Source organism: Sphaerisporangium fuscum, assembly GCF_018531465.1.
Taxonomy (GTDB): Bacteria; Actinomycetota; Actinomycetes; order Streptosporangiales; family Streptosporangiaceae; genus Sphaerisporangium; species Sphaerisporangium fuscum.
Map to the genome: position 1 here is coordinate 186,193 of NZ_JAHDTF010000014.1, position 15,214 is coordinate 201,406.

The following is a 15,214-nucleotide window of genomic DNA, read 5'->3' on the forward strand; positions in this document are numbered from 1 at the left end:
CCCACCAATTGTGGTCGGACCTCCGGCAGCGCGACTCTTCCGGAGGAGCAGCCCCTTCTCCGTCGACCCGGCGGGCCTCAGAAGGTCACGGTGATCTTTCCGGTCAGGCCGCCCTGGCGGAAGCGTTCGTGGGCGGCCTGGATTTCGTGGAGACCGAAGGTGGAGTGCACACGCGGCCGGAGTGAGCCGCGGTCGACGAGTTCGGTGAGTTCGTTCAGTGCCGCGCCGTCCTCACGCACTTGGTTGACGGTGGTACGGACACCGCGTACGGACAGGTCGGGCACCGGGCCGGCTTGGGTGGCGATCGAGGCGTACCGGCCACCGTCGGCCACCGCCTCGGTGACGAAGGCCCCGAAGGTGTCGAAGACGGCGTCATAGCCGCGGTCGCGAAGAGTGCGACGGTCAGTGGTGACGACGCCGGCGCCCTGGTCGTGGGCGAAGGCGACCTGCGCGTCCCGGGAGACCAGGGCGTCGACCTCGACGCCTCGGGCCCGGGCGATCTGCAGCGCCAGCCCTCCGACCGCGCCCGAGGCGCCGGCGATCAGCAGCCGCTCCCCGGCGGACACCGCGAGCCAGTCCAGTGTCTGCCAGGCCGTCAGTCCGGGAAGCGGCAGAGTGGCGGCCTCGTTCAGGCTGATCGCCTGGGGCGCGGCGGCCACCGACTTCGCCGGAAGCGCGACCAGGTCGGCCCAGGTGCCCCGGGCGGAGCTGAGCTGATGTGACATCGCGATGACGCGGTCCCCGGCGCGCAGTCCGCTGTCGCCGCCGTCGACCACGATGCCGGCAAGGTCCCAGCCGAGCGTCATCGGCAGCGGTGGCGTTCCCTCGCCGATGGCACCCTCCCGCGTCTTGTCGTCGACAGGGTTGATGCTGGTCGCGACGGTCAGGATCAGCACCTCCCCCGGCCCCGGTTCGGGCCGGGGGGCCTCGACGAGGCCGAGGACGTCGGGTGGGCCGAACCGGTCGATCTGTATGGCGCGCACGAAAGGCCTTTCACACGACTGCTGCCGACCCGCGCTGTAACACGTGCGGTGATCACGGGATTCCCCGCGCCGAAGGCCGCCGCCGGTCAGGTGGCCGGGGCGGGGGGTGGGGTCTTGGAGCGTTGGGCGGTGCCGACCAGGAGCTTGGCGAGGAACTGGTCCCACGTCGGCAGGGCGTCCCAGCCGGTCTCGCCGTTCTCCAGCTTGTAGGCCACGGTGTACGAGAGCGAGCCGACGTAGAACGAGGCGAAGTCCCCGAGGTCGTTGGCGGGGAACAGCTTGCCCACCCGGCCGACCTTCGTGACGTCCCAGACTCCGAAGAACACCATGCAGGCCGCGAAGTCCTTCAGCGTCGACATCGCGTTGTCGGAGACCGAGCCCTGGTCCACCCCGAAGGCGGCCCGGGTGCCCAGCGAGATCGCCTCGTCCCCCAGCGCGAAGGTGGCGCTGCCCAACGTGTAGCTCGAGAGCTTCTCGACGGCGATCCGTGTCACGGTGTTGTCGAGGACCCTCAGCAGGATGCTCGCCCGCATCTTCTTGATCACGCGGTCGGACAGCCACTTGGCCATGGCCGCGGGTCCGGGGCCGATGAACGGCCACGAGCAGGCGAACATGTACTGGAGGTAGCTGCTGACGACGAGCGCCCAGATCCCGCGGCGCGCCACCTCGATCGCCTCGGCGTACGCCTCGCACGCCTCCGCCACCCGCCGGCAGTACGCCGAGACCTGGGCGGGGTACCCGGCCAGGCCGCCGGGCGGCCTGCCGCCCGCCTCGCCCGTCCAGGCGCGCCGGAACGCCTCCGATCCCTCGCTCGGCTGCTCGGTCCAGACGATCTTCGCCACGCGGCCGCTCATGCTGCTGTTGGTGTCGATCCGGTCGGCCAGTCGTCTCCAGACGGCCGCCGCCCGCCGCGCCCCGTCGGGGTCCCCCTCGGGCCAGTGACTGAGGATCGTCCACGAGACCAGCCCGGCCAGGCCCACGCCGCCGACACCGTAGAGGGCGGGACGGGGGAACCTCACTTCGGGACCTCCGGTAGCTGGGAGACGAAGGCCCAGAAGGAAGGCCATGAGGGCTGGTCGGTGGCCTGGATCCTCCTGCCCATGAGGACGAGCCGGTCACCGATGCCGACATACTTCCCGGCGGCCACCATCACCTCGCCGCGGATGTCGTTGAGGACGTCCTTGTACCCTCGCCCGCCCTGGTCGCCCTCGTAGAACTTGCGGCCCGTGCTGTCGCCGCCCCAGAAGTCGCCGATGTCCGCCAGATCCTCCTCCGCCTCGTGCAGGGCCTCCAGCAGGTCCGCGGCCTGTCCGTCGAACAGTCCCGCCAGCGCGGCGAGCCCGGTCTGCGTGATGTCGAGCACGCCGGCTCCGGGTCCGGACACCGGAGGCGGACCGGTGGTCTTCGGGGCGGGGGGACCGGCCGTGGCGCTCTGCGGCCCGGCGAGGTCGGGGTCGTTCGGCGTAGGGTAAGGAACTTCCGGATCCGACATTTCTCCCCCGTGTCCTCAGTCACTGGAACGCAACCGGTCAACGCCCGCCACTGGCGGCTTCATCTGTTTCCGCGCCGCGCCCGTCTGTACGTGTGAGATCGACTCACGGAAGGCTGGCACGATGCGGAAACTGATCTTCGGCATGAACGTGACCCTGGACGGCTACATCGCCGCGACCGGCGACGACATCGGCTGGAGTGGAGGGGAGGGACCGGACTCGTCGCCGAGCGCCGAGCTGTTCCAGTGGTGGTCCGACCGGGTGGACGCGACGGGCCTGGCGCTGTACGGGCGCAAGCTGTGGGAGACGATGAGCTCCCACTGGCCGACCGCCGACAAGCAACCGGGGGCTACACCGGCGGAGATCGAGTTCGCCGGCCGCTGGCGGGACATGCCGAAGGTGGTGTTCTCATCGACGATCGACAAGGTCGACTGGAACACCCGCCTGGTCACCGGCGACGCGGTCACCGAGATCACCAGGCTCAAGGCCGACGACGGCGGCCCCATGGACATCGGCGGTGCCACACTCGCCGCGGCGGCCATGCGGGCCGGGCTGATCGACGAGTACGCGATCGTCACCCATCCGGTCCTGGTGGGCGGCGGCACGCCGTTCTTCACAACCCTGGACAACTGGGTGAACCTGAGGCCGGTGGAGACCCGGATGTTTCCCGGCGGCGTGGTGCTGACCAGGTACGAGACGAGGCGATGAGCACGGGCCAAACGCTCGGCTCGTTGAGGCCCAGGTCGAAATCCTTCCTGACGTGCTCACCGTGCCCCTCGGCGATGAGGGGACCCTTCCTCGCGTTCCAGGTGAGCAGTGGAGATGAGGGCGACGGCGTCGTTGATCAGGACGATGTGGTTTCGGGCATAGGGATGCCCCGCCGGCGGGGCGGTGGTGCTCGCGTTGCCGCGTTGGTGTTCAGCTGGCCGGGGTGCTCATTCCGCGGTGACTTCGGTGGCGCCGGTCCGTGCGCTGGACTCGTCGACGATGGGGACTTCTGATCACAGCGTCGCGGGCAGGTCCAGCCATGGTTTGTCGGTGGCGTCGAATCCGGTGAGCTCGGTGATCTGCCCGTCGACGATGTGCAGGACCGCGATGGTGAACAAACGGTATTCCGCGTCGTCGGGGGCGCGGAGGTACAGCACGGCGGCAGGCATGCGGTTGACCGTCGTGGCGATGCAGCGCCAGTCGTCGTAGCCGCGCTGGAAGAGCCCAGCGGAGACCCAGCCGTCCACCGCGTCCTTGGCCGTGACGGTCAAGGTGCCCGGCTCGGGCAGCATCGCGAAGCGCAGGTCGTCGCGCAGCAGGGCCATCAGCCCGTCGAGGTCGTTGCGCTCATGGGCGTCCATATACGACTTCACCACGCCGCGCTCGTCATCCGACAGCTCGTGCGTGGCAGGGCTCCGCCAGTCGAGGCGGCGGTCGGGCAGCTGCTCGCGCATCGTCACGCGCGCCCGCTGCAGTGCGCTGGTCACCGATGCGACGGTCAGCTCGAGGGCGTCGGCGGCCTTCGACGCCGGCCAGCCGAGGACGTCGCGCAAGATGAACGTCGCCCGCTGCCGCGGCGGCAGGTGCTGGACGGCGACGACGAACGCCAGCTCGATCGTCTCCCGCGCCACCACCGATTCCTGCGGGTCCTCCGGGAGCATCCGGTCCGGGTAGGGCTGCAGGTAGCGCAGTTCCGAGCCCGCGCCCGGCAGCTCCGCGGGCACGGGTGTGCGGTTGTCGCGCTTCTCCAGGAAGTCGAGGCAGGCGTTCGTCGCGATCCGGTACAGCCAGGTGCGCAGCGCGGCGTGGCCCTTGAACGACTCTCGCTTGTTCCACACCCGCAGGAACGTCTCCTGCGTCATGTCCTGGGCGTCCTCGTAGTTCGCGAGCATCCGGTAGCAGTGCACCTGCAGCTCACGCCGGTGGCGCTCCGTGATGAGCGCGAACTGTGCCGCGTCATTTGAGCGGGCCGCCGCGATGAACGCGGCCTCGTCGTCGCCTAGCGGCCTGGCGTCGGTCATGTTTCGTCAATCCTTCCGCGGATGGCGAGGGGCTACCAGAGCTGACGACGTGGCGGAGGATTTCTGAGCGGTCAAGCCGCTGACACCGGGCCGTTCGTCAGGCCGGACGGGCCGGGGCGATCCAGGGGACGTGTTCGTGCCGGGCACACCCTCGATGTCGAGGTGAGGTCCCGTAGTACTAGGGCAAGGATCGGGCGGATATGGCTGGCTGATCGCCCAGTGCAGCGGCCGATCCCGGCCGGCCAGCGGCAAGCCCTATGCGGCCCGGAAATCTCCTCGGCGAACAGCGCTGTGGCCAGGTCGGACGATGCCTGGATCCGCGCCTAACCGAGTGCCGGCGGGTGTTCGGCCGGACGGCGTCCCCAGGCCGAGATCAGCGGCGCGAGTGTCAGGTCGAGTTCGCCCGCGTCGATGGCGGCCAAGTGCGCGTCGATCTCGGCGTCGTCGGCCAGGCCGGCCGCGAGCAGCTCGCCGCGCACGTGCCGGATGGTCGCCGCCTCCAGCCTGTCGCAGGCCGGCCCGCCGACCGGGAAAAAGCCCGCCGCGGCGACATCCACCAAGCCGGCCTCACGCAATGCCCGCGGCAGTGTCCGGCCGTAGCGCAGGTCCGCGCCGCGGCGCCTCAGCAGCTCCCGGACCGAGTCGCGCAGCCGGTTGGCCCGCCGCTGCGCCGGGCCGCTGTCGTCCAGGCATGCCAGTGGCTGCAGAGCGGTATCGGCGTCCTCGACCAGCAGCCAGCCGCCGGGCCGCAGCGCCGCCGCCATCGTGGCCAACGCCCGAGCGCGGTCGGGTACATGGACCAGCACGAGCCGGGCGTGCACCAGATCGAACGTCCCCGGCTCCGGGGGCGGATCAGCGGCGACGTCGTGCCGGCGCACCTCGTACCCGCCGCCTGCCTTCAGCCACGACGGGTCGATGTCCGTGGCCAGCACGTACCCGGTCGGACCGACGGCCGCTGCCAGCGCCTCCGGGATACTGCGGCCACCGGCCCCCACCTCCCAGCAGCGCGAGCCGACCCTGACCCCCAGGCGATCGAAGTACCCCCGTGTCACACCGTCGAACAGCTCGGCCAGCCAAACGAATCGCTCGCCCGCCTCGGCGCGCGCGTTGTCCAGCAGGTACCCGCGGGCGGGAGCGGGCTCTCCAACGAGCGCGGAAGTCCCGCCTGTCGGATCCGGTCGGTCACCGACATGCGGCGGGCGGGGCGAGGAGGTCATCACTACATGGTCACCTCACCGGACCACCAGCGCCACGACGAGGGGAGAGGGATATCTCACACAGCCGGCGAACCCCGCGAGCACCCTCATGATCAATGCCGCTTCACGGAGCCTGTCCGGCGGTCGCGGTCCCCCAGGCCGCCTCGATCATCTGGAAGATCTCGTCCACCGCGGCCTCCGGATCGGCCGCCTCACGGGCCAGCGAATAGGCGTCGATCACGAACCTCGCGATCGTGCGGCAGGCGGTTGTGGTCGCCGGCAGGTCGGGATCGGCGGTGATGGCCGTCGCCAGCGACTCCGCGTGGCGCAGCCTCATCGACTCCTCGTACTCCCGCAGGGCGGGTGATTCGTCGACCATGCGCCAGATCGGAGCGGCGCCGTCGGCCGTGCAATGTCGCACCAGGGCGTGGATCTCTCGGCGCAGCGCGGGGATGAGCGGCTCGTGCGGCGCCCGGCCGGTGACCGCCTGCGTGAGGCGTTGCTCGAAGTTCTCGTCCTGCTCGAACACCAGGGCCTCTTTGGAGGCGAAATGGGAGAAGAGCGTGGTGACGGCCACGTCGGCCTCGGCGGCCACGTCACGGATGCCCACCGCGTCGTACCCGCGTTCCAGGAAGAGCCGCAGGGCGGCGTCAGCGATCTTCTGGCGGGTCGCGGCCTTCTTACGCTCACGGCGGCCGGGCGGCATGGTCATGCTCTGATGCTATCAGGTACAAAGGTAGATCAGTTTCAAAAAGCTAACCGTTAGTGTTACGGTCGGCCGCATGAAGAAAGTGAGCTTCGCCGAGTTCGGCGGTCCGGACGTCCTCCAACTCGTGGACGCCGAGGAGCCCCACGCGGGCCCTGGTCAGATACGCATCGCCGTGCGGGCGGCCGGCGTGAACCCCGTCGACTGGAGGATCCGCGAAGGCCAGGTGCTGAAGGCCCATCCGATCGAGTTGCCCGCCGGGGTCGGGCTGGACGCCTCCGGGGTGGTGGACGAGGTCGGCGAGGGCGTCGAAGGGGTCGAGGTCGGTGACCACGTGTTCGGCGAAGGTTCGAGCACCTATGCCGAGTTCGCCGTGCTGTCGGCCTGGGCCCACATGCCCGAGGGGCTGACGTTCGAGGAGGCGGCCGGGTACCCCTCGGTGGTCGAGACGGCGCTGCGCGTCATCAGCCAGGTCGGGGTGCGGCCCGGGCAGACGCTGCTGGTCAGCGGCGCGTCCGGCGGAGTCGGATCGGCGGTGCTGCAGATCGCCCGCGACCGCGGCATCACGGTGATCGGCACGGCCGGGGCCGCGAACCAGGACTATCTGCGGAGCCTGGGTGCCGTGGCCACGACGTACGGCGAGGGCTGGGTCGAGCGGGTGCGGCGGCTCGGCCACGTCGACGCGGCTCTCGACCTGGCCGGCTCGGGCGTGATCCGCGAGCTCGTCGAGCTGACCGGGGATCCGCAGAAAGTGATCTCCATCGCCGATCTCGGTGCGCCGGAGCTCGGTGTCCGGTTCTCCGGCGTGGCCGGGAGCGTGCCGGAAGCGCTCGCCGAGGCCGCCCGCCTCATCTCGCAGGGAAAGCTCCACATCCCGGTCGAGAAGTCGTACACGCTCGCCGAGGCCGCGGCGGCGCACATCGACAGCCATGCCGGTCACACGCGCGGGCGCCGGGTCATGGTCGTCTGAGCCTTCGCGCTGGCCGGGATCAAGGACGGCCTCGCCAACGCGGCGAGGCCGTCGGACCGGGCCTGGCTCGGTCGCTCAGCGGCGAAAGGCCCCGCCACCGGCGCCGTTCGATCCGGGGGCCGAGGGGCCGATCGAAGTCACGTCCGACCTCCTGCAAGCGCCGCCCCCACGACCGGTGATCCGGCTCCCGCGAAGGGGGATGTACACCTTTCGTACGGGGGCTACGGGGATTCGGACAGGCCGAGCAGAAGCTTCGCGGCCAGCTCCGCCCCATCGGTGCGGACCGTCTCGGCCACGGCGGCCGCGCGGGCACCGGTCTCGGGGGCCAGGGCGATCTTCAGTGCGGCCGACAGGGACTCGGCGGTCGGCGTCGGACCGTCGTGTCCCGTGCCGATGCCCAGCTCGGTCACCCGGCCCGCCCAGTACGGCTGGTCCGCGACCTGAGGCACGATCACCTGCGGCACCCCGGCGCGGGCCACCGTCGTCGTGGTGCCCGCGCCGCCGTGGTGCACGACCGCCGCCACCCGGCGGAAAAGCGCCTGATGGTTGACCTCGCCGACGACGAAGCAGTCGTCCCGGTCGTCGATCAGGGCCAGGTCTGCCCAGCCGCTCCCCAGCAGGACGCGGCGCCCCTGCGTCCGGACCGCGTCGATGACGGCCCGGGAGGCCTCCTGCGCGTTCGCGCCCCGCACCAGCATGCTGCCGAAGCCCACGTACACCGGCTCCGCGCCGGCGGCCAGGAACGCCTCCAGGCCGGCCGGGAGCGGGCGCTCGTCAGGCCGGATCCACGCGCCGGTCTGCGTCACGTCGAGCTCCGGCGTCCGCCGCCACGGGCCGAGGACCGGGTCGGCCGCCAGGAACGGGTGGTCGGTGAAGACGTGGTCGCGGACGCCGCTCACCGGCGGCAGGCCGATCGAGGTCCGGTGCGTGTTGATCGTGTCACCGAACAGGGCTTCCAGATGCTCGGCGTGCAGGTCCCACAGGCCCCGGTTGTCGGTCACCTCAGGGGGGATCACCTGGCCCGGCCGGCGGAGAGGCGGGTGATGCGACGACGGCAGGTAACACGGGGAGAAGGACGTGAACACATAGGGCACGCCCAGCTTCTCGGCCGCCGTCCGCGTACCGGCCAGGGCCGGGAGCGAGCCGGTGGCCACCACCGCGGCGCAGCCCTCGGCCACCCCGGTGACCGCCTCGTAGGCCATGGCGGTCAGCTCGGCGGCGATATCGGACAGGCCCGCCTTCGCCTTGCCGGGGATCGTTCCCGTCGCCAGTGCGCGGATCGGCCAGCCGACGGGAGTCAGCGGCACGCCGACATCGTCGAGCAGCTCCGCGAAGTCCGGCGGCGCGCACACCCGCACCTCGGCGCCCAGAGCCTGTAGGCGCAGCGCCAGCCCGGTCATCGGCTCGACGTCCCCTCGCGACCCGTAGGTCACCAACACGAGGCGCAATTCCGCGGCCCCCACTTTCCGTATGTTCCGGGATCGAAGGGTGATTGTGGGGTATGACCGGGGCCTTGTGGCAAGGCCCCCCGTGTGTTATATGTTGGTAATGGTAAGGGGTCGATTTTCCCCCTTGCCTTTTTCATTGCTTCGCCGCCCGGCAGGTAGCCCCCTCTCGCCTGGTGCACCCGGGCCGAGTCGGCCTCGGTGCCCGATGTGCCCGACCTCAGTCGGCAGAACCGACCATCGGCCGCGAAAGAGCCGTTCTATAAAAGGATCGCGATTGACGAAATCCCGCGTCTTCGGAGCGATGTTCGTTCAGAGGAAAACGCGAGCGATGTCGAGCCACTTCTGCGCGTCCTCGCCGACTGCCGTGAGGTCGGTCTCGGCTCGGGACCTGCGTTGGAGCACTCCCAGCAGGGCCACATGCCGGAGCCGGCCCGTCGGACGGCGGGAGACACCCAGCGCGTCGAAGGCGTCCTGCCCGTGAGCCCACGTCTCCATCAGTCGAAGCGGCACCATGAGCGCCGCGGCGGCCCACCCGGGTACGCGGCCGGTGTCGTCGAGGGCGACGTGCCCCTTCGGGTGGTGGGAGATGGTCGGCTGGGAAACGCCGAACGGGCCGATCAGGTCACACACGCACGCCTCCCCGCCCTCATGGGAGGCGATCAGCGACAACAGCCGCTCTAACCGATCTTGTAGCAGCGGACGGCGTTGTCGATGAACAGCGCCCGGCGCTCGGCCGGGCCGAGTCCTGCGGTGACGGCTTGGTAGGCGTCCATGAGCTGGGTGTAGGTGCCCGCCGTCCCGTCCACCGGGAAGTTGCTGCCGAAGAAGCAGCGCTCGACGCCGAACAGCTCCAGACAGGTCTCGACGTAGGGACGCAGGGTCGTGACGTCCAGGGTGCCCAGCGCCACCCCGAACCCGGAGAGCTTGCAAACGACCTGCGGCAGTGCGGCGAGCCGGGCGACGCCCTCGCGCCACTGGCGGAGGTCCCGCTCGGGCCATCCGGCGTGTTCCAGTACGACGGTGGTGCCGGGAGAACCGGTGAGCGCCGCGGCGTAGGCATCGGCCTCAGCGGAGCGGATGATCTGGTCCAGCAGCAGATTCCGCTCGGCCAGCAGCCGCAACAGGGTCGCAGTCGTCTCGCTGCGCGGGTCCAGCCCGGAGAACACCCGTACGCCGCGAAAGGCCGGGCTGGTCTCCTGGACGCGCAACTGCTCGTCGAGGACGTCCGGGCCGGCTTGCGGGTCGACGGAGCCGATGATGGCCGACGGCCAGGCGGGAGATTCCGCGTGCAGCCGGTCGAGCCATCGCGTCTCGTCGATGAACGCGCCGGGTGCGGAGGTGGCCGACACGTGGACCAGGCCGGCGACGCGCACTCCGGCGCCGGCGGCGCCGGCACGGTAGTCGGCCGGGAGGTGGTCCCGGTAGAGCTCGGGCCGCGTGGTGCGCAGCGCCGGATACCAGTTGTGCTCACTCACCTGCCACAAGTGGGCATGTGCGTCGAGGAATTCCACGTGTGGCTCCGATCCGCGCCAGAAACGATCATGGGTGCTCAAGCGGACGAGCCCGCTACTGCCCTACCCGGCCGTCGATGCATTCCCGCAGGAGATCGGCGTGCCCGCAGTGGCGGGCGTACTCCTCGACGCGGTGTACCCACAGCTCCCGGACGGCGATGGCGTCCCGGCCGACCCGCACGCCGAGATCCGGATACTCGGCCAGCAGGGCATCGGTCTCCGCCTGTTCACGAGCGAGATCGGCGAACGCGCCGTCGACCACCGCCTGTTCCCCAACGGCTCCGTCGAAGTCGGCATCACGCGCTCCGTACAGCTTCGGCGCCGGGTCTCCTGGCAGGATCCAGCCGCGCCAGCCGCGCTCCACTTCGGCAAGGTGGCGGACCAGGCCCAGCAAGGACATGGTCGACGGTGGCACCGACCGGCGCGCCAGCTGCTCCGGATCCAACCCCTCGCACTTCATCTGCAGGGTCAGCCGATAGTCCCTCAGGTAGTCCTGCAGCGTCGCCAATTCACCGTCGGGGCTGGCTGCCGCATTGTTGCGGGGATCCTCGTCCGGGTCGGCCCACATGTCGGGGTAGACGCTGGCCTGGGTCCATCGCTCGGGTACGTCGCTCACCGTGCTCACGATGCTGATCAGCGACCCGGCGCGCAAGCGATTATCCAGGCACCGGCCGTATCGCCACGAGCGTTGCCGACTACCCGTTGTCCGGCGAATCGGCTGCGGTGAGGCGCAGGATCGGATCGAGCAGCCCCGGGAAGCGGTCGCTCAGATCGTCGGCGCGTAGCCGGACCCGCCGGTGTCTGCCGTCGACGGTCATGCTGATCAGCCCGGCTTCGCGCAAGATCCGCAAGTGGTTGGACAGCGTCGACACCGGCACGTCGAGACCGTCGGCGAGCGCCGAACAGGTCGACTCGGGATTGCCCCAGGCCCGTCGCACCAGCTCCAGGCGCACCGGATCACCGAGCGCGTGCAGCACCGGCGCGAGCGTCAATGACCGGCGTTCGGGCTGGGGTAGCGGTCGCATGCCTCTACGATACCAGTTGCTTCGATAGTTCGGGATTATGGAACTATTGGCCGCGGAAGCATCCGCATCGCGAGAGGACCGGCGTTGACCGCGCACGAAAGCACCACGAAGGCTGGACAACCTCAAACCGTAGGCATCCGATCGAACCGGGCGGTGTTGCTCACAGTAGCCTGCCTGGGGCAGTTCATGGTGCTGCTCGACAGCACGATCGTCGGCGCGGCGCTACCCGATATGCAGCAGCGACTGCACACCCAGCTGACCGGCCTGCAATGGATCGTCGACGCCTACGTGCTCCTGGTCGCCATGCTGTTGCTGTCCGGCGGCGTCTTCGCCGACCGCTTCGGCCGCAAGCGAGTGTTCCTGACCGGCGTGGCGGTGTTCACCGCCGCGTCCGTCCTGTGCGCCGTCGCGCCCTCGATCGGCTGGCTGATCACCGGACGGGTGGTGCAGGGCGTCGGGGCCGCGGCGCTGAGCCCCGCCTCGCTGGCCCTGCTCGCCGCCGCCTACCCGGTTCCGCAGGAACGAGTCAAGGCGATCGGGCTGTGGGCCGGATTCAGCGGGATCGGCCTGGCCGCCGGACCGCTGGCCGGCGGCATCCTGGTGGAGGCCTTCGGCTGGCCCGCCATCTTCCTCGTCAACGTGCCCATCGGCGCGGTCCTGCTGCTGGCCGGTCTGCGCGTCCTGGGCGAGTCCCGCAACCCGAACGCGCCGGCGATCGACGTCCCGGGGACGGTCCTGTCCGTCCTGGGCGTGGGAGCGCTGACCTACGGGCTGATCGAGGGCGGTTCCCGTGGCTGGACCTCGCCGGTGATCCTGGGCGGCTTCGCCGCCGCGGTGGTGATCCTCGCCGTCTTCGTCATCGTCGAGGGACGCACTTCGACGCCGATGCTGCCGCTGCGGCTGTTCCGGCAGCGGCTGTTCACGGTGTCCAACACGGCGATGGTCGTGGTGGGTTTCGCGCTCATGGGGTCGTCCTTCTTCTTCTCCCAGTTCTTCGTGTACGTCCAGGGCAGTTCGATTCTGCGCGCCGGTCTGCAGACCCTGCCGGCCTCCCTCGCCATGGTGATCGTCAGCCCGTACGCGGGCCGGTTGGCCGCCAGGTACGGCTTCCGGATCGTGGTGACCATCGGCTTGGCGCTGGCCGGGCTGGGGCTGCTGTCGCTGGGCTTCGTGCACGCGGACACCGGTTACGGGAACGTGTGGTGGCGGCTGGCGATCGTCGGCGTCGGTTTCGCGCTGACGATGTCCCCGCTGACCGGCGCCGCCATCCAGGCGGTCAGCCCGCAGGAGGGAGGTCTCGCGTCGGGCATCAGCAGCACCACCCGGCAGATAGGCGCGGTGCTCGGCGTGGCGGTGCTCGGAGCCGTCGTCCGCACCCGGGAATCGGGTGGCGCGTCCTTCGAAGCCGGCCTCGACAGCGCCTTCGTCGTGGCCGGCGTCGTCACCTTGGCCACCGCCGTGTTCACCGGCCTGTGGCTGGCGAGGTCCAAGCCCGCGTAGGCCGCCGCGTGGCGGGCGCACTCCACCGACTCCCCCACTTGGCCCGCCCGATGGCGCCCGGCAGGGAACATGACCACGCGCCTGGCGAGCTAGGATCCGGCCATGCCCCTGACCGCGGACGCCGTCGACCGGTTCGAGGCCTCCAGGCCGCGCCTGGAGGCCATCGCCTACCGCCTCCTCGGCTCCGCCGGAGAGGCCGAGGACGTCGTGCAGGAGACGTTCCTGCGCTGGCAGGCCGCCGACGTCGACCACATCGAGGTCCTCGAGGCCTGGCTGACGAAGGTCCTCACCAACCTGTGCCTCAACCAGCTCACCTCCGCGCGGGCGCGCCGCGAGACCTACGTGGGGCAATGGCTTCCCGAGCCGCTGCTCGCGGGCGACCCGATGCTCGGCCCGGCCGACACCGCCGAGCAGCGCGAATCGGTCTCCTACGCGGTCCTCATCCTCATGGAGCGCCTCTCCCCCAACGAGCGGGCGGTGTACGTGCTGCGGGAGGCGTTCGACTACCCGCACCGGGAGATCGCCGAGATCCTCGACATCACCGAGGCCGCCAGCCAGCAGATCTTCCACCGCGCCAAGAGGCACGTCGCGGACGGCAAGGCCCGCACCCGGATCGACCAGGCCGCCGCGCGGCGGATCGTCGAGGAGTTCCTGGCGGCCGCCACCAGCGGCCGGACCGAGCCGCTCGTACGCCTGCTCACCGGGGACGCCATCGCGATCGGTGACGGCGGCGGGAAGGTCCCGGCCCGCGCCAAGGCGTTCGAGGGCGCCGTCGCGGTCGCGAAGTTCCTCCGGGGCCTGTTCAAACCCACCGAGGCCAAGCACGCCCTGATCGGCGGCGCGCCCGAGGTCCACGCCTGGACCGTCAACGGCGAACCCGCCGTCGTGGCCGTCGTGGACGGCCGGGTCGTCGGCATCATGTGCCTGGAGATCACGGCCGAGGGCATCGCCGCCTGCCGCAGCCAGGTCAACCCCGACAAGCTCGAACGCGCGACCGCGCGCTGGGCGGCCGGCGACCACGGAGAGCCCCTGTTCGACGCCTTGTGAGCGCGATGTGACGTGCTTCACATCGCATTCCTGTCAGGAAACGGCGGGCCGCCCGGTTCAGGTGGCGAACCCGCGCAAGACAGGAGCAAGGAAATGCGGCACCGCATCATCGTCCTCGGAGCCGGATACACCGGAGCCATCGCCGCCGGTCGCCTCGCCAAGCGGCTCCGCCGTGAGGACGTCGCCATCACCCTCGTCAACGCCGAACCCGACTTCGTCGAACGCGTCCGCATGCACCAGGTGGCGGCCGGCCAGGACCTCAAGCCCCGGCCGTTGGACGAGATGTTCGCGGGCACCGGTGTCCAGCTGAGGCTCGCGGAGGTCACCGGCGTCGACGTCGAGCGCAAGACCGTCGCCGTCACCGACGGGAACGGCGCCGAGGAGCTCCTCCCCTACGACACGCTCGTCTACGCCCTCGGCAGCGGCTGGAACGCCCAGGGCGTCCCCGGGACCGTCGAGCACGCCTACGAGATCGCCGGCCGCGCCGGAGCACTCCGGCTGCGCGAACGCCTGGCCCGCCTCGACGCCGGGCGGACCGTGGTCGTCGTCGGCGGCGGCCTCACCGGCCTGGAGGCCGCGACCGAGTTCGCCGAGGCCCGCCCGGACCTCCACATCGCCCTCGCCGTCCGTGACGGCCTCGGCGACTGGCTCTCGCCCAAGGGCCGCGAGCACCTGTGGAAGGTCTTGGGCAAGCTCGGGGTCACCGTTCACGAGCACACCGTCGTCACCGGCGTCGAAGCCGACCGCGTCGTCACCGCCGACGGCAGGGCCATCCCGGCGGCGGTGACCGTGTGGACCACCGGCTTCGCGGTCCACCCGATCGCCGGGGCGACCGCCCTGGAGGTCAGCGCCACCGGTCAGATCGCGGTGGACGGGACCATGCGCTCGGTCTCGCACCCGGACGTGTACGCCGTCGGCGACGCCGCCATGGTGATGGGCCCCGGGGACAAGCCGCTGCGGATGTCGTGCGCCTCGGGAACCCCGACCGCCTGGCAGGCCGCCGACGCGATCGCGGCGCGCCTGACCGGCCGGAAGCTCCCCAACACGTCGATCCGCTACCTCAACCAGTGCATCTCGCTGGGCCGCAAGGAGGGCCTGATCCAGTACGTCACCGCCGACGACCGCGCCGTACAGGCGGTCCTGACCGGACGGCTCGCCGCCGTCTACAAGGAAGTGATCTGCAAGAGTGCCGCCTGGAGCGTCGCCAACCCGACGCTCGGCCTGCCGGCCCGGCGCCGCCGCGTCACGTGGGAGCAGGCCAGGGCGGGCTCGGCCGTCCAGGCGCCGGCGTAGAGGGGCGTCGGATCGGCCGGCGGCGGCGAGCCGGAT

The 15,214-nt window shown here is 70.7% G+C and carries 16 protein-coding genes; 5 read left to right on the plus strand and 11 right to left on the minus strand.

Annotated features, from left to right (window positions below):
- Positions 1-77: 77 nt before the first annotated feature.
- From KIK05_RS18580 to KIK05_RS18590, 3 genes are all read right to left on the minus strand, one after another.
- Positions 78-983, minus strand: a complete 906-nt coding sequence (locus KIK05_RS18580; protein ID WP_214411992.1) for an NADP-dependent oxidoreductase — start codon at positions 981-983, stop codon at positions 78-80.
- Between the two features lie 86 nt (positions 984-1,069).
- Complete coding sequence (locus KIK05_RS18585; protein ID WP_214411993.1) at positions 1,070-2,002, minus strand: WXG100-like domain-containing protein; 933 nt, start codon at positions 2,000-2,002, stop codon at positions 1,070-1,072.
- The gene (locus KIK05_RS18590; RefSeq protein WP_214411994.1) at positions 1,999-2,475 is read right to left on the minus strand and encodes a WXG100 family type VII secretion target; all 477 of its coding nucleotides are present in this window, start codon (positions 2,473-2,475) and stop codon (positions 1,999-2,001) included. The genes KIK05_RS18585 and KIK05_RS18590 overlap by 4 nt, the downstream gene beginning before the upstream one ends.
- 121 nt (positions 2,476-2,596) lie before the next feature.
- Between KIK05_RS18590 and KIK05_RS18595 the strand changes: the two genes are divergently transcribed.
- Positions 2,597-3,181: a dihydrofolate reductase family protein gene (locus KIK05_RS18595; RefSeq protein ID WP_214411995.1), complete on the plus strand. Its 585-nt coding sequence runs from the start codon at positions 2,597-2,599 to the stop codon at positions 3,179-3,181.
- A gap of 293 nt (positions 3,182-3,474) precedes the next feature.
- Here the strand turns inward: KIK05_RS18595 and KIK05_RS18600 are convergent, their stop codons facing one another.
- The 3 genes from KIK05_RS18600 to KIK05_RS18610 all read right to left on the minus strand — a co-directional run bounded on the left by KIK05_RS18600 (position 3,475) and on the right by KIK05_RS18610 (position 6,390).
- The gene (locus KIK05_RS18600; protein WP_214411996.1) at positions 3,475-4,482 is read right to left on the minus strand and encodes an RNA polymerase subunit sigma-70; all 1,008 of its coding nucleotides are present in this window, start codon (positions 4,480-4,482) and stop codon (positions 3,475-3,477) included.
- Positions 4,483-4,805: 323 nt separating this feature from the next.
- On the minus strand, positions 4,806-5,699 hold the full coding sequence (locus tag KIK05_RS18605) for a methyltransferase domain-containing protein (protein WP_214411997.1): 894 nt from the start codon (positions 5,697-5,699) through the stop codon (positions 4,806-4,808).
- A 103-nt stretch (positions 5,700-5,802) separates the two neighbouring features.
- Positions 5,803-6,390 carry a TetR/AcrR family transcriptional regulator gene (locus tag KIK05_RS18610; protein ID WP_214411998.1) on the minus strand — a complete coding sequence of 196 codons (588 nt, stop codon included), beginning with the start codon at positions 6,388-6,390 and terminating at the stop codon, positions 5,803-5,805.
- A 70-nt stretch (positions 6,391-6,460) separates the two neighbouring features.
- Between KIK05_RS18610 and KIK05_RS18615 the strand changes: the two genes are divergently transcribed.
- Positions 6,461-7,354 carry an NADP-dependent oxidoreductase gene (locus tag KIK05_RS18615; protein ID WP_250562999.1) on the plus strand — a complete coding sequence of 298 codons (894 nt, stop codon included), beginning with the start codon at positions 6,461-6,463 and terminating at the stop codon, positions 7,352-7,354.
- A gap of 221 nt (positions 7,355-7,575) precedes the next feature.
- On the opposite strand, the gene KIK05_RS18620 is transcribed toward KIK05_RS18615, so the two are convergent.
- The 5 genes from KIK05_RS18620 to KIK05_RS18640 form a co-directional block, all read right to left on the minus strand.
- Positions 7,576-8,793, minus strand: a complete 1,218-nt coding sequence (locus KIK05_RS18620; RefSeq protein WP_308249988.1) for a glycosyltransferase — start codon at positions 8,791-8,793, stop codon at positions 7,576-7,578.
- 318 nt (positions 8,794-9,111) lie between these two features.
- Positions 9,112-9,471, minus strand: coding sequence for an ArsR family transcriptional regulator (locus KIK05_RS49700; RefSeq protein WP_443729124.1), 360 nt, complete (start codon positions 9,469-9,471; stop codon positions 9,112-9,114).
- Between the two features lie 8 nt (positions 9,472-9,479).
- Positions 9,480-10,313, minus strand: coding sequence for an amidohydrolase family protein (locus tag KIK05_RS18630; RefSeq protein ID WP_214412000.1), 834 nt, complete (start codon positions 10,311-10,313; stop codon positions 9,480-9,482).
- A 55-nt stretch (positions 10,314-10,368) separates the two neighbouring features.
- Complete coding sequence (locus KIK05_RS18635; RefSeq protein ID WP_308249989.1) at positions 10,369-10,929, minus strand: DinB family protein; 561 nt, start codon at positions 10,927-10,929, stop codon at positions 10,369-10,371.
- A 79-nt stretch (positions 10,930-11,008) separates the two neighbouring features.
- Positions 11,009-11,338, minus strand: a complete 330-nt coding sequence (locus KIK05_RS18640; RefSeq protein WP_214412001.1) for an ArsR/SmtB family transcription factor — start codon at positions 11,336-11,338, stop codon at positions 11,009-11,011.
- A gap of 153 nt (positions 11,339-11,491) precedes the next feature.
- On the opposite strand from KIK05_RS18640, the gene KIK05_RS18645 reads away from it, so the two are divergent.
- The 3 genes from KIK05_RS18645 (at position 11,492) to KIK05_RS18655 (ending at position 15,178) form a co-directional block, all read left to right on the plus strand.
- On the plus strand, positions 11,492-12,838 hold the full coding sequence (locus KIK05_RS18645; RefSeq protein WP_214412002.1) for a DHA2 family efflux MFS transporter permease subunit: 1,347 nt from the start codon (positions 11,492-11,494) through the stop codon (positions 12,836-12,838).
- A 102-nt stretch (positions 12,839-12,940) separates the two neighbouring features.
- The gene (locus KIK05_RS18650) at positions 12,941-13,885 is read left to right on the plus strand and encodes an RNA polymerase sigma-70 factor (protein WP_214412003.1); all 945 of its coding nucleotides are present in this window, start codon (positions 12,941-12,943) and stop codon (positions 13,883-13,885) included.
- Between the two features lie 93 nt (positions 13,886-13,978).
- Complete coding sequence (locus tag KIK05_RS18655) at positions 13,979-15,178, plus strand: NAD(P)/FAD-dependent oxidoreductase (RefSeq protein WP_214412004.1); 1,200 nt, start codon at positions 13,979-13,981, stop codon at positions 15,176-15,178.
- The last annotated feature ends 36 nt before the right edge of the window (positions 15,179-15,214 follow it).